15 protein-coding genes are annotated in these 20143 nt (G+C 35.4%); 14 read left to right on the plus strand and 1 reads right to left on the minus strand.

Annotated features, from left to right (window positions below):
- Window positions 1–11 precede the first annotated feature (11 nt).
- The 8 genes from NFR82_RS00310 (at window position 12) to NFR82_RS00345 (ending at window position 14182) form a co-directional block, all read left to right on the plus strand.
- Window positions 12–938, plus strand: coding sequence for an ABC transporter permease (locus tag NFR82_RS00310; protein ID WP_251716153.1), 927 nt, complete (start codon window positions 12–14; stop codon window positions 936–938).
- A 226-nt stretch (window positions 939–1164) separates the two neighbouring features.
- On the plus strand, window positions 1165–2928 hold the full coding sequence (locus NFR82_RS00315) for an oligopeptide ABC transporter substrate-binding protein (protein ID WP_251716154.1): 1764 nt from the start codon (window positions 1165–1167) through the stop codon (window positions 2926–2928).
- 185 nt (window positions 2929–3113) lie between these two features.
- Window positions 3114–4883: an oligopeptide ABC transporter substrate-binding protein gene (locus NFR82_RS00320; protein WP_251716155.1), complete on the plus strand. Its 1770-nt coding sequence runs from the start codon at window positions 3114–3116 to the stop codon at window positions 4881–4883.
- A 103-nt stretch (window positions 4884–4986) separates the two neighbouring features.
- Window positions 4987–5670 carry a ribonuclease III gene (gene rnc, locus NFR82_RS00325; protein WP_251716156.1) on the plus strand — a complete coding sequence of 228 codons (684 nt, stop codon included), beginning with the start codon at window positions 4987–4989 and terminating at the stop codon, window positions 5668–5670.
- A 13-nt stretch (window positions 5671–5683) separates the two neighbouring features.
- Window positions 5684–9250, plus strand: coding sequence for a chromosome segregation protein SMC (gene smc, locus NFR82_RS00330; RefSeq protein WP_251716157.1), 3567 nt, complete (start codon window positions 5684–5686; stop codon window positions 9248–9250).
- Window positions 9250–10608: a signal recognition particle-docking protein FtsY gene (gene ftsY, locus NFR82_RS00335; protein ID WP_251716158.1), complete on the plus strand. Its 1359-nt coding sequence runs from the start codon at window positions 9250–9252 to the stop codon at window positions 10606–10608. Before smc ends, ftsY begins: the two co-directional genes overlap by 1 nt.
- 58 nt (window positions 10609–10666) lie before the next feature.
- Window positions 10667–12091 carry a C69 family dipeptidase gene (locus NFR82_RS00340; protein WP_251716159.1) on the plus strand — a complete coding sequence of 475 codons (1425 nt, stop codon included), beginning with the start codon at window positions 10667–10669 and terminating at the stop codon, window positions 12089–12091.
- 504 nt (window positions 12092–12595) lie between these two features.
- Window positions 12596–14182, plus strand: a complete 1587-nt coding sequence (locus tag NFR82_RS00345; protein ID WP_478334632.1) for an ATP-binding cassette domain-containing protein — start codon at window positions 12596–12598, stop codon at window positions 14180–14182.
- A 121-nt stretch (window positions 14183–14303) separates the two neighbouring features.
- On the opposite strand, the gene NFR82_RS00350 is transcribed toward NFR82_RS00345, so the two are convergent.
- Window positions 14304–15728, minus strand: a complete 1425-nt coding sequence (locus tag NFR82_RS00350) for an APC family permease (RefSeq protein WP_251716160.1) — start codon at window positions 15726–15728, stop codon at window positions 14304–14306.
- A gap of 126 nt (window positions 15729–15854) precedes the next feature.
- Here NFR82_RS00350 and ylxM point away from each other — a divergent pair, with 126 nt between their 5' ends.
- From ylxM to rplS, 6 genes are all read left to right on the plus strand, one after another.
- Window positions 15855–16196 (plus strand): YlxM family DNA-binding protein, encoded by a 342-nt coding sequence (gene ylxM, locus NFR82_RS00355; RefSeq protein ID WP_251716161.1) that lies wholly within the window; start codon window positions 15855–15857, stop codon window positions 16194–16196.
- Between the two features lie 4 nt (window positions 16197–16200).
- A complete protein-coding gene (gene ffh / locus NFR82_RS00360; protein WP_251716162.1) occupies window positions 16201–17631 on the plus strand; it encodes a signal recognition particle protein in 1431 nt (476 codons plus the stop codon).
- An 89-nt stretch (window positions 17632–17720) separates the two neighbouring features.
- Complete coding sequence (rpsP, locus tag NFR82_RS00365) at window positions 17721–17993, plus strand: 30S ribosomal protein S16 (RefSeq protein ID WP_251716163.1); 273 nt, start codon at window positions 17721–17723, stop codon at window positions 17991–17993.
- Between the two features lie 68 nt (window positions 17994–18061).
- Window positions 18062–18577 (plus strand): ribosome maturation factor RimM, encoded by a 516-nt coding sequence (gene rimM / locus NFR82_RS00370; protein ID WP_251716164.1) that lies wholly within the window; start codon window positions 18062–18064, stop codon window positions 18575–18577.
- Window positions 18567–19286 (plus strand): tRNA (guanosine(37)-N1)-methyltransferase TrmD, encoded by a 720-nt coding sequence (trmD, locus tag NFR82_RS00375; protein WP_251716165.1) that lies wholly within the window; start codon window positions 18567–18569, stop codon window positions 19284–19286. Before rimM ends, trmD begins: the two co-directional genes overlap by 11 nt.
- Window positions 19287–19398: 112 nt before the next feature.
- Window positions 19399–19746: a 50S ribosomal protein L19 gene (gene rplS / locus NFR82_RS00380; RefSeq protein WP_251716215.1), complete on the plus strand. Its 348-nt coding sequence runs from the start codon at window positions 19399–19401 to the stop codon at window positions 19744–19746.
- Window positions 19747–20143: the final 397 nt, after the last annotated feature.

Here is a 20143-nt window from a genome sequence, read left to right on the forward strand (position 1 = left end):
AGGAGAGAAAAATGGCTAATAAAAAAGAAGATACAAAAAAGACTAATGTAAAAACTGATGCGCCTAAGGCTTCTCTTCCTCCTTCAGGTTTCAAGATTGTTTTACGAGAAATCCTTAGAAGTAAGTCCGCTTTGACGGCTTTAATTATTGTAATTTTAATTTTGCTGTTTACCTTCGGAGGCTCATTATTCCTTAATAAAGCTCAAGTAACAGAAATTAACATTGCAGACGCATATTATGGCTGGGGTGAAGCTGGTCACTTACTTGGAACCGATGATGGTGGTCGTGATATTCTTAAGTTACTTATCATGGGTGGTAGAAACTCAATCATGATTGGTATTTCAGTAACTATCATTACTGAAGTTGTTGGTTTAATAGTTGGACTTGTTGCAGGATACTATGGTGGCGCTATTGACTCTGTAATTATGAGAATAGTTGACTTCGTGCAAATCTTGCCACAGATGCCAATTATCATCGTTTTGACTACAGTTATTCCAAACTATAACGCTGTAACTTTGGTATGGCTTATTGCGATGTTTGGTTGGACAACAACGTCGCGTTACTATAGATCATTTGTTTTGTCACAACGTGGTCGTGACTACATTTTGGCATCAAAGACCTCTGGTTCTAATAATTTCCAAATTATGTTCCGTGAACTTTTGCCAAACATTACATCAATGATTATCATCGACGTTGTTTTAACTATTGCTGGTAACATTGGTATCGAAACATCACTTTCATTCTTGGGCTATGGTTTACCATCAACTACACCATCACTTGGTACTTTGATTGGATTTGCTAACGATCCAGTTAACGTTATTAATCGACCATGGTTATGGCTTCCAGCAACCTTATTACTTTTGATCATTTCATTAAGTATTAACTATGTTGGTCAAGCATTACAACGTGCAGGTGATGCAAGACAACGTGAAAATTAATAATTTAATATTCTAAAAATACTCCTATCTTCATGATAGGAGTATTTTTGTGCCTAAGATAATGGTTTGTATTAAACTTAACGTTAAAAATGATTATTTAATTATTAAAATAAATCTCATAAAACTATTGCATTTTTAATTTAAGATGGTATTATTTAATCATCAACTTGTTTCAGAGAAAAATAAAGAAGATTAAGAGACCATCTAGTTATGGGGGAATACTATAATGAAAACAAAGAAGATTTTAGCTTCAATCGGAATCGTTTCTGCAGCAGCTTTGTCATTAGTTGCCTGTGGTAAGAATGGTAATAATGACGCAGCAAAGGATGCTAAAAAATTTCCATCCTCAGCTCCAGTAAAATCTGAAAAGCAAGGTGGAACTGTAACAGTAGCTTTAGAAACTGATACTCCGTTTACCGGAATTTTCTCAGATGAATTATCAACAACATCTATTGATTCAAGTGTTGCTGCACCAGCTGAAGAATCATTATTTGATACTGATGATCATTACAAAATCAACGATAAGGGTGCAGCCAAATTAAAGATTGATAAAAATGCTAAGACTGTAACTATTACAGTTAAGAAAGGCGTTAAGTGGTCAGATGGTCAACAAGTAAATGCCAAGGATCTTGAATATCCATACGAAATCTTGGCTAACAAAAAGACTAAGGCTCAACGTTACGACAGTACTCTTGAATATATTGAAGGTATGAAAGAATACCACGAAGGTAAGGCTAATAGTATCTCAGGTATTGAAATGCCAGATGGCGAAAAAGGTCGTACAATTGTAATTCACTATAAGGAGTTAAAGCCAGGTATGTATTACAGTGGTAATGGTTATTTCTGGGAAGCTGCGGCACCATACCACTACTTAAAGGATGTTCCATTTGATAAGTTAGAATCATCAGATAAGATTAGAAAGAACCCAATGTACTTTGGACCATTTAAAGTTCAAAAGATAGTTCGTGGTCAATCTGTAACTTATGTTCCAAACAAGTATTACTGGCGTGGTAAACCAAAGTTGGATAAGATAACTTATCAAGTAGTCTCACCAAACTCAGCTTCACAAGCAATTAAGAGTCACAAATTTGATATTGCAGGTGTAGTTAACTCACAATGGGATCAAGTAAAAGATACAAAAGATGTAAACTTTGTTGCCCAAGTTCCATTGGCATATAATTACCTTGGTTTCAAGGTAGGTAAATGGGATGCAGCTAAAGGTAAGAACGTAATGGACAAGAATTCAAAGATGAATAATAAGGCATTACGTCAAGCTATTGGTTATGCAATGAACATTGATGCTGTTAACGATCGTTACTACAATGGTTTAACCTTTAGAGTCCCAACTTTAATTCCAAAGGGATTTGGTGATTACCATGATAGTAGTATCAAGGGTTACACTTACAATTTAAAGAAGGCTAATGAACTTCTTGACAAGGCTGGTTACAAGAAGAAGGGTAAGTGGCGTGTACAACCAAACGGTAAACCATTAACTATTAATTACATGGCAATGAGTGGTAACTCACTTAATGAATCAGTAACTCAAAACTACATCCAACAATGGCACAAGATTGGTTTGAATGTTAAATTGCTTGGTGGTCGTTTGACTGAATCTAACTCATTCTACGATAAGCTTCAAAATGATGATAAGAGCGTAGATATGTTTAATGCAGGATGGACATTAGCATCTGAACCATCACAAGCAAGTATGTACGGTGAAACTTCACCAATGAACTTTACTCGTTTTGTAACTCCAGAAAACAACAAATTACTTAAAGAAATGGATTCACAAAAGGCATTTAACCACAAGTACCGTGTTGATGTCTTCCATGAATGGCAAAAGTACATGTTTGACGAAGCTTACGTAATTCCAACAACTAACTCATACAGTATCATTGCTTTGAACAATAAGATTACTGGTTACTCAACCAAGCCTTCACAAAACAATAATGGTCACCAATTATGGTACAAGGTTGGTTACGCTAAGTAGTGCAATAAATCTCTAAATTTTATAACGGTATAATTCTTTATTTAAAACACAATATATATCCTTAACTAACACATAGTGAGCACAGATATTCATATGAGTATCTGTGCTTATTTGTTGTAACCGCTTTTCAGTAATGGTAAGATGGAATAGTCAACTTGCTTCGTTTGCTGGAGGATTTTTATTCTATGAAAAAATTAAAATTACTTGCTGGCGTTACTTTGCTGTCAGGTGCGGCATTAACATTGGCCGCTTGTGGAAATTCTAATAGATCAGGCGACGAATCAAAAACTGCTTCAAAATTCAGTGAAACAGTCCCAACTAAAACACCTAAGAACGGTGGTACAGTAAAGGTCGCTGTAGAAACAGATACACCTTTCACTGGTATTTTTAATGATGAACTTGCAACTAGTGCAACCGATACTGAAGTAGCACAATACGGTGCTGAAAGTTTGTTCGCTACAGACGATAACTACAAGTTCACCAATAAAGGTGCCGCTACTGTTGATATCGATCAAAAGGCTAAGACTATTACTATTAATATCAAGAAAGGCGTTAAGTGGTCAGATGGTAAGCAAGTAAATGCTAAGGACTACGAATATGCTTACGAAATTATTGCTAATAAGGCTTCAAAATCTCAACGCTATACTTCAAGTTTAGCTGAACTTGAAGGTCTTAAAGAATACCACGAAGGCAAGACTGATAAGATTTCAGGTATTGAAATGCCAGATGGTGAAAATGGTCGTAAGATTGTCTTACACTTTAAGACTATGAAGCCAGGTATGGAAATGAGTGGTAATGGTTACTTCTGGGAAACAGCAGCTCCATATCACTACTTGAAGGATGTTAAGTTCCAAGACTTGATGTCAAGTAATAAGATCCGTAAGGCACCTCTTTACTTCGGACCATACAAACTTCAAAAGCTTGTTCGTGGACAATCAGCAACTTGGGTTCCAAATGAATACTACTACAAGGGTAAGCCAAAGATTAAAAAGATCGTTGCTACTGTTGTTAACCCTAACTCAGTTGCTCAATCAATTAAGTCGAATAAGTTTGATGTAACTAAGGTCATCAACTCACAATGGCAAAATGTTAAGGGTACAAAGGACGTAAACTTTATTGCTAATATTCCTTTGGCATACTCATATCTTGGATTTAAGGTTGGTAAGTGGGATGCTGCTAAGGGTGAAAACGTCATGAACAAGAACTCCAAGATGAATAATAAAGCCCTACGTCAAGCTATTGCATACGGTATGAATGTTAATCAAGTTGCTAAGCGTTACAACTTTGGTCTTTCATTTAGAGTTCCTACTTTGATTCCAAAGCAATTCGGTGACTACTACGACAAGGACATCAAAGGTTATACTTATAATATTAAGAAGGGTGAAGAACTTCTTGATAAGGCAGGTTACAAGAAGAAGGGTAAGTACCGTGTACAACCTAATGGTAAGCCATTAACTATTTACTTGGCTGCTATGACTGGTAGTTCAACTCAAGAACCAATTGTTCAAAATTACATCCAACAATGGCAAAAGATGGGACTTAACGTTAAGCTTACAACTGGTCGCTTAATCGAATTTAACTCATTCTACGACAAGGTTCAAAACGATAGTCCAAACGTTGATATGTTCTTAGGTGCATGGTCACTTTCAAGTGAACCTTCACCAGCTGATCTTTACGGAAAGAACGCACCAATGAACTATAGTCGTTTCACTACACCAGAAAATCAAAAGCTTCTTGATGAAATCGACTCAGAAAAGGCCTTTGACAATAAGTACCGTGTTGACAAGTTCCACGAATGGCAAAAGTATATGTTTGACCAAGCTTATGTTGTTCCGGTTTCAAACAACTACTCAATTACAGCTGTTAACAAGAACATTACCGGTTACTCACTTAAGCCATCTAAGTCAATGGGTAACGGATTCCCTAACTGGTACTACGTATCACTTGCAAAATAGAAATAATATTTTTATAAAAAAGTCTAGTTCTATTCAAGCTAGGCTTTTTTGTATGCACATAAAACTGGTATAATCTATAGTATTAGTACGAAAGGCATGGCTTATGGTAAGTACAAAATTTATTAAACAATTAGACGAAAAATTTGGGATTAAATTTAATAACAAAGAATTACTTGAAGAGGCATTTACTCATTCCTCATATGCAAATGAGCACCGTGATGCAGTCCGTGATTATGAAAAGTTGGAATTCTTGGGTGATGCAGTTCTGGAATTAGCTATTTCAGATTATGTGTATCGACACTTTCCTAAGTTGAATGAAGGTGAACTAACCCGTCTTCGTTCAAACATTGTTAGAACTGAAGGATTTTCAGAATTTGCAATCGAATGTGGATTTCAAAATGAAATCAATTTAGGAAAAGGTGAAGAAAAAGCTGGTGCACGTCATAGAAAGACTTTACTTGAAGATGTCTTTGAAGCATTTAACGGTGCACTCTTCCTTGATCAAGGATTACCAGCAGTTCAAAGATTCTTGCACTTCACGGTTTACCCATTAATTGATCAAGGGGAATTCGATGATTCTCGCGATTACAAGACTGATTTGCAGGAATTTCTTCAACAAAATGGTCCAGTTGAAATTGAGTATCAAACAATTAGTGAATCACAATTGCCATCACATTTTGTTGTTGAATTGAAGATTAATGGTAAGGTTCAATCTCAAGGTGAGGGACACAATAAAAAGGCCGCAGAACAGCAGGCTGCAAAAGCTGCATTAGAGGAACTCGAATAGGAGGTGCGGATCTGTGCCATTAACTGAATTAATTATTGATGGTTTCAAATCCTTTGCTAAAAAAACAAGTATCCATTTTAATAAGGGAATTACCGGTATTGTAGGTCCTAATGGTAGTGGTAAGAGTAATATTACTGAAGCAATTCGTTGGGCAATGGGGGAATCTCGGGCGAAAACTTTACGTGGAAATAATATGAAAGATATTATTTTTGCTGGGAGTGAGTTTAGAAAACCTCTAAATCGTGCCGAAGTAACCTTGGTTTTTGATAATAAAAATCGTGAATTAAGCTTTGATCAGGACCGTGTAGCGATCACTAGACGAATTTTACGCTCTGGTGATAATGAATATTTGATTAATAATCAAACTGTTCGTTTGAAAGATGTACGTGAATTATTCTTAGATTCAGGAATGTCACAGAATAGTTTGGCCATCATTTCTCAGGGACGAGTTGATCAAATCTTAAATTCTCGTCCAGAAGACCGACGTGAGATTTTTGAAGAGGCGGCTGGAGTTTTGCACTTCAAGCAGCAAAAAGAATCGGCTCAAGCACAACTTGAAAAAACAAATGACAACTTGATTCGTATTAATGATCTAGTTAAGGAACTTGAAACACGAATCGAGCCACTACATGAGCAAAGCTCGCTTGCAAAAGAGTATAAATTTCAAAAAGCAGGTCTAGATCAAAAATTAAAGACCTTGTTGGCTTTTCAAATTGAAGATTTAAGTAAGCAAAAAAAGCAGCAAGAAGATTTGGCTACTAAGAATCAAAAGATTTTGTCTAAACTTGATGAAGAAGTTAAACAGTCACAAGCCGCAGTGATTAAAAAGCGGAATGAATATAAAGAATTACGTGAAAAAAGAGAGAAGATTCAAGGTCAACTTCTTGAGTTAACTCAAACTCTTTCAGAAATTAATACTAATTTACAAGTAACAGAACAATCTAAGCAGTTTGATGAAGCTACTAAAACTGAATATAAAAATCAGATGACTCGACTAAAAGAGAAGGTTACAGCACTTTCAAATGAGATTTCTGATTTAAGTAGTGAAGAAGAACAGGTAAACTCTGAAAAAGAAAAGCTGCAAGCTAAACGCGATGAATTAACTGGACAACTAAATGAAAATCCAGATGATTTAAATAAACGTTTAGAAGATCAAAGAAACGAATATATTCAAGTTTTACAAGATCAGACATCAACCAATAATCAATTAGTATATTTGCGTAATGAATTGAAGAAAACTTCTGATGATAATTCATATCAGAACACTGAAATTGCAGAGCAATTAGAAAAAGCTAAAGCAGAATTAGAAAACTTGCGTAAGCAGGGAAAGGATTTAACTGCCGAGCGTAAAGCCGAAGTTGAAAAAGATGAAACTATCAAAACTGAGGTTAATAAACTTGCTAACGATTTAGAAATCTTGCGAAAAGATGTCATTGAAAAAAGAAATAAATTGCAACAAGTTAGTGCTCGCCATGAAGCTTTGGTGAATATTCAAAAACGTCATGAAGGTTATTACTATGGCGTTAGAAATGTTTTGAATCACTTAGATAATTATCCAGGCGTTATTGGAGCAGTTGGTGAGTTAATTGCGTTTTCTAATGATCTTGAAGCTGCGATGACTACAGCTCTAGGTGGTGGTGTTCAAAATTTAGTAACTGAATCACGTGTTAGTGCTCGTGATGCTATCAATACTTTGAAGCGAACTCATGCAGGACGGGCAACATTTTTACCCCTAGATGGGCTTCGCAGCTACACAATTCCTAGCTCAACAGTTACGGCTTTAAAGAATATCGATGGTTTTGTTGGGGTGGCAAGTGATCTTGTTACTAGTAAGGCCAATATTGATATTTCTGCTGCTATCAAGCATTTATTAGGAAATGTAATCATCGTTAAAACGATTGAAAATGCGATGGTTGTTTCCAGAAAAGTTGATCGTTATCGTGTGGTTACCTTGGATGGTGATGTCATCTCACCTGGTGGATCAATGACTGGTGGGGTACGTAATCAAAAGAGTAATTCCCCACTTCAAACAACTGCCGAAATTAATACTTTAGAGCAAAAAATGATTACTCTGAAGCAACAGTTTGAAGATGGGCAAAAACAATTAGAACAATCTACTGAAAAATTAGCACAAACTCGCAAACAGGCACAACAAATTCATGATAAGATTTCTGATTTAAGTCAAAATATCAATGAAACAGCGATTTCTTTTCAAAGTCAGGATAAAGAAGTTAAGCGCTTGATTGATGCTAATAAATTGCAAGAATCAAGAATCAAAGAACGTGAGGATCAAATTGCTTCACTTAATGAACAAATTGATGAAAGTAGTAAAAAACAGGAAGAATTGGCCAAACAAGCCGATTTAGAAAAGAATAAGATTGCTGAAATTCAAGCAAGAATTAATAATTTTGCTAGCTTAAATCAAAAAATTCAAGATCAATTAACTGATTTAGATCCAAAAATTGCGGTGTTTGCTAATAAGTTAGAGAACTTATTAAGTCAAAAGCGTGAAAGAAATCAACAGTTAGAAGATAATCAAGGTCAGTTAGATAGTTTGCAGCAGAAGCTTGAAGATTTGTCACATAGTGGGGAACTTTCAGTTCAAAAGAAGAAGGAACTTCAAGATAAGAGTAGTGATTTGGAAAAATCGAGGGATGCTCTTCAAAAAAATCTGAACGAATTATCTGCTAAATTGGGGCAATTTGATGCACAAATTAATCAGCTTGATCAAGTTGCAAGTCGAAACTATGATTTACGTAAAAATGCAGCTACTGAACAAGAAGAATATTCAGTTAAAATTGCTAAGTTCAATAGTTCGATTAATCAAAAATTAGAAACTTTAAGTGAAGAATATTCATTAACATATGAAGCGGCTTTGGCTAATGCGGAAGGCAAAAATGATGCAGAAACGCGTGATCAATTAGCTAAGTCAGTAAAGCTTCACAAAATGTCAATTGAAGATATTGGGCCAGTAAATCTCGATTCAATTGAAGAATATGAAAATGTAAAGACGAGATATGATTTCTTAAATCAACAACAAAATGACTTGCTTGATGCGAGAAAAGATCTTGAGCAATCTATGATTGAGTTGGACAAAGAAGTTAAGACTCGTTTTGGTCAAACTTTTAATAAGGTTGCTGCCAGCTTTACACAAATTTTCCCTGTAGTATTTGGTGGTGGTGAAGCCAAGCTTGTTTTAACTGATCCAGACAATTTACTTGAAACAGGAATTGAAATTATTGCTCAGCCACCTGGTAAGAAGCTCCAACGTTTAAGTTTGCTTTCAGGTGGTGAACGTGCTTTAACTGCGATTACTCTTTTGTTTGCAATGCTTCAAGTTAATCCAGTTCCATTCTGTATTTTGGATGAGGTTGAAGCGGCTCTTGATGATGCGAACGTAACAAGATTCGCACAATTTTTACAGAAATATGATATGCATACCCAATTTATTGTGATTACTCATAGACGTGGAACAATGCAAGAAGCCAATCAATTATTTGGTGTTGTGATGCAAGAATCCGGTGTATCTCAAGTATTATCGGTATCTCTTGATGATATAAAAGATGAGGTGAAGAACTAGTGGGATTATTTGATCGAATTAAAAAATCTCTTTTTGGTAATAAAGAAGACGAAGAAAAGAAAGAACAAGAAGTCGAAAAAGTAGAAGATACTGAAACTTCTGAATCTGATGCAGCTGCAAATGAAGAAAAGCCTGAGGTTGATGAAAATCAAACTGAATCTACTGATGAAAATGAAGTAGTAGAAAAAGATGAGAAACCTCAAGAAGAAACTCCGACTGAACTTGATCATGAAGTTGAAGAAGTCGAAACTGAATATGAAAATTCAGATGAAGATTCCGAAGAAAAACCGGATGAAGCTTCAAATGTTGAGGAAGTTGAAGTCAAAGACGAAAAGCAGGAAACTGAATCTAAATCTGAAGTAGAAGTTGAAGAAAGCGATTCAGAAGATGTAGAAGAAACTACTGATGAAACTGAAGAAGAACAAGATCAAACTGAACTTTACGAAAAGGGTTTAGAAAAAACCAATAAAGGTTTTGGTGCGAAGTTAAATGCCTTCTTTGCTAAATTCAGAACTGTCGATGAAGATTTCTTTGATGATCTTGAAGATTTGTTAATTGAATCTGATGTCGGTTTTGAAACGGCAGAACAATTAACTGAACAACTTCGTGACGAGGCTAAGCTTCAAAATGCAAAATCACGTGATGATCTTAAGCGAGTTATTGTAGAAAAACTTGTTGATCTTTATGACCAAAATGGTAATTCTGATGATGAAAAGCTTGTTTACCATGATGATGGCAAGCCTAATATTTACTTATTTGTTGGTGTTAACGGTGCAGGTAAGACAACTACAATTGGTAAACTTGCAAAGCGCTTCAAAGACCAAGGCAAAAAGGTTATGATGGCGGCAGCTGATACCTTTAGAGCAGGTGCGGTTGAACAACTTGTTGAATGGGGCCGCCGGGTAGATGTTCCTGTAGTAACGGGTAAAGAAAAAGCTGATCCCGCATCAGTTGTGTATGACGCAACTGAACGTACAATTAATGAAGGCGTTGATTATCTTTTAGTTGATACTGCTGGTCGTCTGCAAAACAAGAAGAACTTGATGAGTGAGTTAGAAAAGATCCAAAGAACCATTAAGAAACTTGCTCCAGATGAACCAACTGAAACTTTGCTAGTTTTGGATGGATCAACTGGACAAAACGCGCTTTTGCAAGCCAAAGATTTTGATAAAACAACCAAATTAACAGGTTTAGTTTTGACTAAACTTGACGGTTCATCAAAAGGTGGGGTTGTTTTAGCAATCCGTAACGAAATGAACTTGCCGGTTAAATTAGTTGGACTTGGCGAAAAGCCGGAAGATTTGGCTGATTTCGATGCAGCCAACTATGCAATTGGTCTTTTCCATGGCTTAGTTTAATGGTTAGTGGTAAAGTTAAATTATTAAGTTTTTTATATAACTATAAGGAGAAAAAATTATGATTGAACCTAGTGCATGTACAACAATCTTAGTTGGTAAAAAAGCATCCGTTGATGGTACTACTATGATTGCTCGCAATGATGATACTTTTAGACCTATTACCCCTCAAAAGTTCATTATTGAACCAGCTGCTCATGGTGAGAAAGGTCGCCATATTAAATCATGGCTTAACAAGTTTGAAATGGATCTTCCAGAAGATGCACAGCGTGTTCCAGCAGTTCCAAACGTTGATTACAAGCATCTTGGATATTACGATGAAAGTGGTATTAACGAAGAAAATGTTGCTATGTCATGTACTGAATCAACATACGGAAATGAAAGAACTTTAGCTTTCGATCCACTTGTTAAAGATGGTCTTGATGAAGATTGTATGCAAACCGTAGTCCTTCCTTATATCCACTCAGCTCGCGACGGTGTTAAGCGTCTAGGTGAACTTATTAAGAAGTATGGTTCACCAGCTGGTAACTCAGTTTTATTCAGTGATAAAGACGAAATTTGGTATATGGAAATTGTTACTGGTCACCACTGGGTAGCACAAAGAATCCCAGATGATTGTTATGCAGCAACTGGTAACCGTGTTGCTATTCAAGAAGTTGATTTTGATAACCCAGAATACTTCATGTGGAGTGATGGTATTCGTGAATTCGTTGAAGAACATCACTTGAACGTTGATCATGAAGGTTGGAATTTCCGCCATATCTTCGGTACATACACTGAACAAGATCGTCACTACAATACTAACCGTCAATGGTACATTCAAAAGTTGTTCAATCCTGAAATTGAACAAGATCCAGAAGATGGTGATATTCCATTTATCCGTAAGGCAGCAAAAAAGATTACTCGTGAAGATATCCAATTTGCTTTAGGTTCACACTACCAAGATACTCCTTACGATCCATTTGGTAAGGGAACCGATGAAGAAAAGCATCGTTTCCGTCCAATTGGTTTGAATAGAACTCAAAATGCTCATATCTTGCAAATTAGAAGTGATGTACCAGAAGATCGTGCAGCAATTATGTGGTTATGTATTGGTGGTCCAACATTTACACCATTTGTTCCATTCTTTGCTAATATGAGTGATACTGATCCTTCATATAACAACACTTCAATGGATTATAATATGAACGATGCATGGTGGTACTATAAGTCACTAGCAGCACTCGTTGAAAGCCACTACCCACAATTTGTTCAACTTGATACAACTTACCTTACTGAACTTAATCGTTACTATAGAGGTCGTGTAGAAGAAATTCTCAAAGATTCTGAAGGTAAGTCAGGTAAAGAATTAACTGAATTATTGACTAAGGCAAACCAAGAAACTGTTGCTCATACTAAGAAGGATAGTGAAGACCTTTGGGGTAAGATGATGATTGAATCAATCAAGATGTCAAAACTTACTTTCAATATGGATGCTAACCTTTAATATAAAAATAATTTGTAGTACCTAATAGAATTAGGTATTCTTCTATATATTATGCGATAAAAGGATTAATTTCGATATTATATCGGGGTTAATCCTTTTAGTTTTGTTTCTTATATTGTGGGAATTAATTTTAATATAAAATCGTATAGTTATTGACTTTGTATTATTTGATATTTATAATTAAAAAAAGATTAAGTAGTCATTAATTTGTTAACTTTTGAATTTCTTTGAAAGTCGTAGAAATAGATTAGATTTAGAAGTTAGTGAAGTTAGAAATAATAATCTACAATACTATTAATTGGTATTTTATTTAAATTAAAAGTAAGCATTTGTTAAAAAGGTGCTTTTAATAATTTTAACTATATGAGTGAAAATAAAATGAATAATATACTAAATTTATAACGTTTAATGATTTAGAAAATTTAAAAGTTAAATCGATTACGGCGATTATTAATAAAGATAGAAGTGTTGTGGTGGAGTATGAATAGAAGGGTATAAATTGTTATGATAACAATTAAATATTTGTCACCTTTAAAGTTAGTTGAATATGTAATTTTGTCTATTTTTAAATCATTGCAGATTGTATTCATTGCTTATATGTTTGATCAATATATCAATTATGCTCAGTTTCATCATGGTAATATGATATCTTTAACCTTATTTGCTTTAGGTGGGTTAATCTTATTTTGTATAATTGGTATCGCTTATCAGTATCTTTATGCAAATATTGTTGCAGAAATTAATATTAAGATTAAGGAAAAAGCAACTACATATTTGATTAAGACTAAAAATATTGAACAGCAAATAAATACTTCGTTTATGACGAATGATTTGAAACAATTAGAGACTAATAAAATAGAGGCAGAATTGCAAATAATTTTTTATGGTATACAGTTTTTGGCCGCTATTATTTCAGCATTTGTAGCCTCTTGGTGGCTTTCTATTATTTTTCTTGTTGCTTCATTTGTTCCAGCATTAATTCAAAATATCTTTAGTTCGAAAATCAAAAGTAGGGCAGATAAGTGGGAAAAGAGCAATAGTGATTATACAGAAAAAATTAGTGAAACTATAAAAATTAATGATATTGCAAATCTTTATAATGCACAAAAGCAAATTATAAAGCGCCTTATTAGCAGTGCTGTAGGAATGGAAACAGCATTAAAAAAATCTAATGAAATAAAACAAAGCGCTAATGAAGTAACTACAGTGTTTGCATATATTTTTGCTATGATTATTCCATTTTCTATAGGTATATATTTTGTTACTAAGGGTAAATTAACTTTGGGAATCTTTATGATGATTGCTCAATTAGCTAATAATTTCATAAATCCAGTAGTGAATATATTTGGTTGTATAAATGATATAAAAACTACTGATCCTATTTGGAATAAATTGAAGTTAATGCTTAATAATGAAGATGTAGAATTTCCTGAAAGTAGTGTGGGAAAAATATTTAGAAACTTAGAGTTGCAAGACGCAGAAGTTACTTTACAAGGTAAAAGTATATTTAAAAATGTAACCTTAAAAGTAGAGTCAGGCGAAAAGGTTTTATTAAAGGCTCCTTCAGGGTGGGGAAAATCTACGTTACTTAATCTCCTGATTGGAAATTTAAAGTTGAGTAGCGGATCTTATGAAATTAACGATAAAAATAGCAATGGAGATTGGAAACGAGATCATGAATACTTCTCTTTCGTTCACCAGGATCCAGTTATTTTGGATGATACCTTGCATTATAATATTACCTTAGGTAAAGTGGTTCCGGAAAAAGAGCTAAATAAAGTTATAGCTCAGTCTGGATTAAGTAAATTGGTACACCAAAAAGGATTGAATTATAAAGTAGGTAAAGAGGGAAATAACTTATCAGGTGGGCAAAAGCAAAGGATAGAAATAGCCAGAGCATTACTGAACCACCGTCAAGTTTTGATAGCGGATGAAGCTACTTCTGCCCTGGATCCAGCTTTATCTAAAGAGATTCATGAAACATTTATAAATAATTTTAATGGAACTGTGATAGAGGTAGCCCACAAAGTAAGCATGGAGGAGCAGAATTTATTTGATAAAGTAATCGATTTACAAAAGGCTATGTCTTAGAAAGTTTAGTAGAAAACGTCTTTGTTAAGAACAACCCAATGGAGTAATTAAGGCTCACTAATTAGATACTAAAAAAGGAATTGATCGTTTTGATCAATTCCTTTTGTTTGCTCTGAATTTTTTATTTATCATTTAAGTTTGAATGTCTTACACCGTAGAATAAATAGATCAATACTCCTAAAATGAACCAAATGCCTGCATAAAGCTTAGCTTGTTTATCCAATCCTAAAAAGACAGTTAATGAAGCCAAGAATGCTAAGAGTGGCAATACGGGATAAAGTGGCATCTTAAATGATGGATCTTCAATATCTACCCCTTCACGCTTTCTAAGTGGAAAGATTGCCAATGATACGAACATGAAGGCAATCAAAGTTCCTGCGGAAATAAGCTGTGATAATGCTGAGAATGGGAATATTGCCCCGATGATGATGGCGATAGTAGTAATGGTGAAAACCGCATTGTTTGGACGGTGACTTTTATCAATTTTACCGAGCCATTTTGGAAGCATTCCATCACGACCAAATGAATAGATCAATCTTGATCCTGCCATCCCCATTCCGATTAAAGCTGTAAACATCCCTAAAACTGCAATTGTTTGAACAACAACAGCAACGGCAGGGTGACCAGCATAACGAAGGGCAAGACCAACAGGTTCTGCATTACCAGCAAATTTAGTATATGGAACAACTCCAACTAAAACTAAACTAACACTAACAAATAAGACAACAGCGACAATTAAAGAACCGATAATTCCACGTGGCATTGTCTTTTGTGGATTAATTGCTTCAGCTGAGTTTGCCGCAACAGAGTCAAATCCAATATATGAAAGGAAAATCATTGCAACACCGGCATAAATTCCTTGCCAACCACCGAAAGCACCGTTTGGTGTTGGGTGATATTTTGGAATAAATGGAACGAAGTTAACCTTATTAATGGCTGTTGCACCAACAACTACGAAAAGTAGAATTGCAAAAACCTTTAAAACAACTAATGCATTTTCGACTCTAGCTACTTTGCTGACACCGATTGAAATTAAAATACCAACGATAGCAATTGAAAGTATTGAAATTAAGTCGACCACACCGCCATCAGTTCCAAAGGCATTAGATAAGGATGCAGGTAGTTTTAATCCAGCCGGTGCAATTAATGCTCGTAAATTGGCCGAAAGACCTGATCCGACAAAGGCCAGGGCTATGAAATATTCGGCTAGAAGTGCCCAACCGGCAACCCAGCCCCAGAATTCACCAAAAATTACGTTAATCCATGAGTAAGCTGAACCAGCAAAAGGCATTGCTGCAGCCATTTCTGCATAAGCAAAAGCTACAAGTCCAGCTGCAATAGCTGCTAAAATAAATGAAATGGCAACGGCAGGCCCAGTATGCATTGCTGCAACTTCACCAGGTAAGGTGAAGATGGAAGCAGAAACAATTGTACCAACACCTAAGGCTAAGATATCTTTAACTTTTAAAGATCGAACTAAGTGCCCGTCCTTATTTTCATATACTCGTGGATCTTCTTTACGATTCATTTTTTTCCAAAGATTCACAAAACCACCCCTTATATCGACGATTAATCTTAAATTAAAATAGTTCATTTCATTTTAACAATGAAAATCGACTCAGTCAATTCTAAAAAGTGTGATTTTTTGCTATACTTAAGGGCGGTGAAACTAATGGATGAACTAACAAAAAATGAAAAATTAGGTGATCTTTATGCTTTTTATGGTTCTTTATTGACAAAAGGACAACAAAGTTATTTTGAAGATTATTACTATAACGATCTTTCTTTAGGAGAAATAGCAATCAATCATAATGTTTCTAGACAGGCAGTTTATGATAATTTACGTAGATCAAGTAAAACGCTAGAAAAGTATGAGAAGAAACTGGGGATGCAGGCTGATTACAATCAAATCGAAGCTTCCTTAGTAGATGCTATTTTGGCAATTGATAATAATGACTTGCAGACTGCTAAAGATGAGATAAGAAAATTACTAAAACAAATGAGGGGAGAATAAACCCATGGCTTTCGAAAATTTAAGTGAAAGAATTCAAAAAGCTCTTAAAAATTTAACTGGTAAAGGTAAGATTTCTGAAGAAGACATTAACAAAGCAAGTCGTGAAATCCGTCTTGCTCTTCTTGAAGCCGATGTAAACTTCAAGGTTGTTAAAGATTTCATTAAAAAGATTAAACAAGATGCGCTTGGTAAGGAAGTTCAAGAAAGTTTAAACCCAGGTCAACAAGTAATTAAAATTGTTAATGACGAATTGACTAAGATGATGGGTGAAACTTCAGTTGGTCTTAACAAGTCAAAACATATTCCAACTATTATTATGATGGTTGGTTTGCAAGGTACTGGTAAAACCACAACAGTAGGTAAACTTGCATATCATTTACAAAAGACTGAACATGCTCGTCCACTTTTAATTGCTGGTGATATTTACCGTCCTGCTGCCATTGAGCAGTTGAAACAAATCGGTACGCAACTTGATGTGCCAGTTTTCAGTGAAGAAAATGAAAAAGATGTTGCTAAAATCGTTGAAGATGGTTTAGCTGAAGCTGATAAGAATAAGAACGATTATGTGATCATCGATACCGCTGGTCGTCTTGAAATTGATGAAGCACTAATGGACGAGCTTGAAAGAGTTAAGAAAGTCGCAGATCCAGACAATATTCTTTTAGTTGTCGATGCCATGACTGGTCAAGCTGCTACTGATGTTGCTAAAGGTTTTGATGAAAGACTTGACGTAACCGGCGTAATCTTGACTAAGCTCGATGGTGATACTCGTGGTGGTGCCGCTTTATCAATTCGTGCTGTAACTGGTAAGCCAATTATTTATACTGGTCAAGGTGAAAAGTTAACCGATCTTCAAGACTTCCACCCAGATCGTATGGCATCAAGAATCTTGGGTATGGGTGATATGCTTACTTTAATCGAGCGTGCTCAACAGGATTATGATGAAAAAGAAGCCCAAAAAGTTGCAGAAAAGATGAAGGAAAACTCCTTCGACTTCAATGACTTTATTGCTCAACTTGAACAAGTTCAAAAAATGGGACCACTTGATCAAATTATGAAGATGATTCCGGGGATGGCCAATAACCCTCAACTTCAAAATATGAACATTGATGAGAAACAGATTGCTCATATTAAGGCGATTGTTTACTCAATGACAGAAGAAGAACGTGAAAATCCTGAAATTTTAAACCCAAGCCGTCGTAGAAGAATTGCTGCTGGTTCTGGTCGTCCTGTTGTAGAAGTCAACCGAATGATCAAACAATTTAAGCAGGCTCGTGACATGATGTCTAAGATTACAAAGGGTAACTTGAAGGGCTTGGATGGCTTACCAGGAATGGATTCTCCAATGGCTAAAATGGCCATGAGAAGAATGGGTAAGAAGTTTAAAAAAGATAAAAAGAAGCGTATGAAAAAGATTAAGAGATTCCATTCCTAAAATATTTTTAGCTGTTAAGGAAAAATACTTTACACCTCTAAAAATTAATGGTATATTATTAATCGTTAAATATTAGGAGGAAATTATTTATGTCAGTTAAAATTCGTATGCACCGTGCTGGTGCCAAGAGAAAGCCTTTCTACAGAATCGTTGTTGCAGACTCACGTATGCCACGTGACGGTCGTTACATCGAACAAGTTGGTTACTACAACCCAGTTTCAACTCCAAAGGAATTGAAGCTTGATGAAGACAAGATTTTTGAATGGCTTCAAAAGGGTGCACAACCTTCAGATACTGTTAGATCACTTATCTCAGGTGCTGGCATCATGAAGAAGTTGCACGATGCAAAATACAACAAGTAATTATTACTTTCAAGAGTTTGGAGTTAATTCTTCAAACTCTTTTTCTTTAAGGATATAAGGAGAATTCAATGCAATATTATGATGTTGCCAAAATCATAAATACTCATGGATTAAATGGTGAAGTTAAAGTTAAGGTAATTACAGATTTTCCAGAAGAGAGGTTTTCAGCAGGAAGTCAGCTTTCTTTACGTGAAGATACTGAGAGAACTTTAACTGTGAAAAGTGGCCGTCCATTCAAGCAATTTTGGTTGGTTCAATTTGAAGAGATAACTGATATAAATGAAGCTGAACAATTAAAGGGAAAGACCTTAGTTGTAAGTGAAGACCAACAACAAGAGCTTCCAGATGGTGTTTACTACTATCGTGACATTTTGGATTGTGAAGTTTATGATAATCAAACTGGGGAAAAGATTGGTAAGATTACAGATATTGAATCTCCAGGTGCTAACGATATTTGGTTAGTTAAAGAAGATAATGGCAAACAGTTCTGGCTTCCATATATCGACGATGTTGTAAAGAAAGTTGATATTGATGGTAAAAAAGTCTACGTTGAGGTAATGGAGGGTTTGAGAGATGAAGATTAATGTTTTAACTCTTTTTCCAGACATGTTTACGCCACTTCAAACTTCAATGCTTGGTAGAGGATTAGAAGATAAAAAATGGGATTTAAATTTAGTTAATTTCCGTAATTTTACTTCTGATGTTCATCATCACGTTGATGATACTCCATATGGTGGTGGAGCCGGAATGGTGCTACAAATCATGCCAATTAAAAAGGCTTTAGATTCTTTACCATCAAAGGGAAAGGTAATTATTACTGCCCCACAGGGTAAAACTTTTAATGAAGAAATGGCTCAACGTTGGGCCAAAGAAGATGAATTGACCTTTATTTGTGGTCACTATGAAGGTTTCGATCAAAGAGTTTATGATTTAGCTGATGAAACAGTCTCAATTGGTGACTATGTTTTAACGGGTGGAGAACTTCCGACAATGAGTATGATTGATGCCACTGTTAGACTTCTTCCCGGAATATTAGGTAATTCAGCTTCTGCTGTTGAGGAAAGTTTCTCACACGGTTTGCTTGAATATCCCCAATATACTCGTCCTGCAGACTTTGAGGGTCAAAAAGTACCAGAAGTGTTAACTAGTGGTAACCACCAAAAGATAGCAGAATGGCGTCATTATCAAGCTCTTAAGGCAACATATCTAAATCGACCAGATATGTTAAAAGATCGTGTTTTGACTGCCGAGGAAAGAAAAATGCTTGATCAAATTAAGTCAGAGCTTGATTAGCCATATTTTATTTGCTACAATAGTTTTCGTGGCAAAAGCCGCAAAAATAAAGTTATGGGTGTTCCGCTGGGCGCGTGGCGTGATAATGAATGCCGTAGAAGGAGAAAATATTATGGATCCATTAATTGCAGAATTGACTAAAGAACAACTTCGTGATGATATGCCTGAATTTCGTGCAGGTGATACTGTTCGTGTTCACGTACGTGTTGTTGAAGGTACTCACGAACGTATTCAGATGTTCGAAGGTGTTGTAATTAAGAGAAAGGGTGCCGGCATTGCTGCAACTTACACTGTTCGTAAGATTGCTTCAGGTGTTGGTGTTGAACGTACTTTCCCAGTTAACGACCCTCGTGTTGCAAAGCTTGATGTTATTCGTCGTGGTCGTGTACGTCGTGCTAAGCTTTACTACTTACGTGATCGTCATGGTAAGGCTGCAAGAATTGCAGAAGCACGTCGTTAATCAACAGATTACACAAATTAAAAGACAGCTCAATCGGGCTGTCTTTTTTTAGTGTAAAAATTAGAATGGGATATGTTTGACGTGACGACAATGAATGCGCTGAAACTAAAAAGAATTGATTAGTAAAGAAAAAGTGAAAAAATAACGCTTTGTATGGTTTATAGATTTTACGCAATTTTTTAAACATAGTTGACAGTCAAAATAAGTATGATATATTTTAATTACGTTGATGAAAGGAATGAAGTCAGATATATACTATTTCAGAAATCAAATAAGTGAATAGAGCATGTGTTTACGTTTGTAATACGTTCCTTATTTGGATCTAAGGTAGTTTCTGGCTTTTTCTTTTCTAATAAAACCTCAACGGCTAGGAAGGTAGACTAGTTAGTTGAAAGGC

Origin of the sequence: Lactobacillus agrestimuris (genome assembly GCF_943193025.1) — a bacterium.
GTDB lineage: Bacteria > Bacillota > Bacilli > Lactobacillales > Lactobacillaceae > Lactobacillus > Lactobacillus agrestimuris.

What these genes read in the sequence shown, in the direction of transcription:
- rpsP (WP_251716163.1), top strand. Translation starts at nt 17,721, where the DNA reads ATGTCAGTTAAAATTCGTATGCACCGTGCTGGTGCCAAGAGAAAGCCT.
- NFR82_RS00315 (WP_251716154.1), top strand. Translation starts at nt 1,165, where the DNA reads ATGAAAACAAAGAAGATTTTAGCTTCAATCGGAATCGTTTCTGCAGCA.
- rnc (WP_251716156.1), top strand. Translation starts at nt 4,987, where the DNA reads ATGGTAAGTACAAAATTTATTAAACAATTAGACGAAAAATTTGGGATT.
- NFR82_RS00340 (WP_251716159.1), top strand. Translation starts at nt 10,667, where the DNA reads ATGATTGAACCTAGTGCATGTACAACAATCTTAGTTGGTAAAAAAGCA.
- rplS (WP_251716215.1), top strand. Translation starts at nt 19,399, where the DNA reads ATGGATCCATTAATTGCAGAATTGACTAAAGAACAACTTCGTGATGAT.
- NFR82_RS00310 (WP_251716153.1), top strand. Translation starts at nt 12, where the DNA reads ATGGCTAATAAAAAAGAAGATACAAAAAAGACTAATGTAAAAACTGAT.
- NFR82_RS00345 (WP_478334632.1), top strand. Translation starts at nt 12,596, where the DNA reads ATGATAACAATTAAATATTTGTCACCTTTAAAGTTAGTTGAATATGTA.
- ffh (WP_251716162.1), top strand. Translation starts at nt 16,201, where the DNA reads ATGGCTTTCGAAAATTTAAGTGAAAGAATTCAAAAAGCTCTTAAAAAT.
- ylxM (WP_251716161.1), top strand. Translation starts at nt 15,855, where the DNA reads ATGGATGAACTAACAAAAAATGAAAAATTAGGTGATCTTTATGCTTTT.
- rimM (WP_251716164.1), top strand. Translation starts at nt 18,062, where the DNA reads ATGCAATATTATGATGTTGCCAAAATCATAAATACTCATGGATTAAAT.
- NFR82_RS00320 (WP_251716155.1), top strand. Translation starts at nt 3,114, where the DNA reads ATGAAAAAATTAAAATTACTTGCTGGCGTTACTTTGCTGTCAGGTGCG.
- trmD (WP_251716165.1), top strand. Translation starts at nt 18,567, where the DNA reads ATGAAGATTAATGTTTTAACTCTTTTTCCAGACATGTTTACGCCACTT.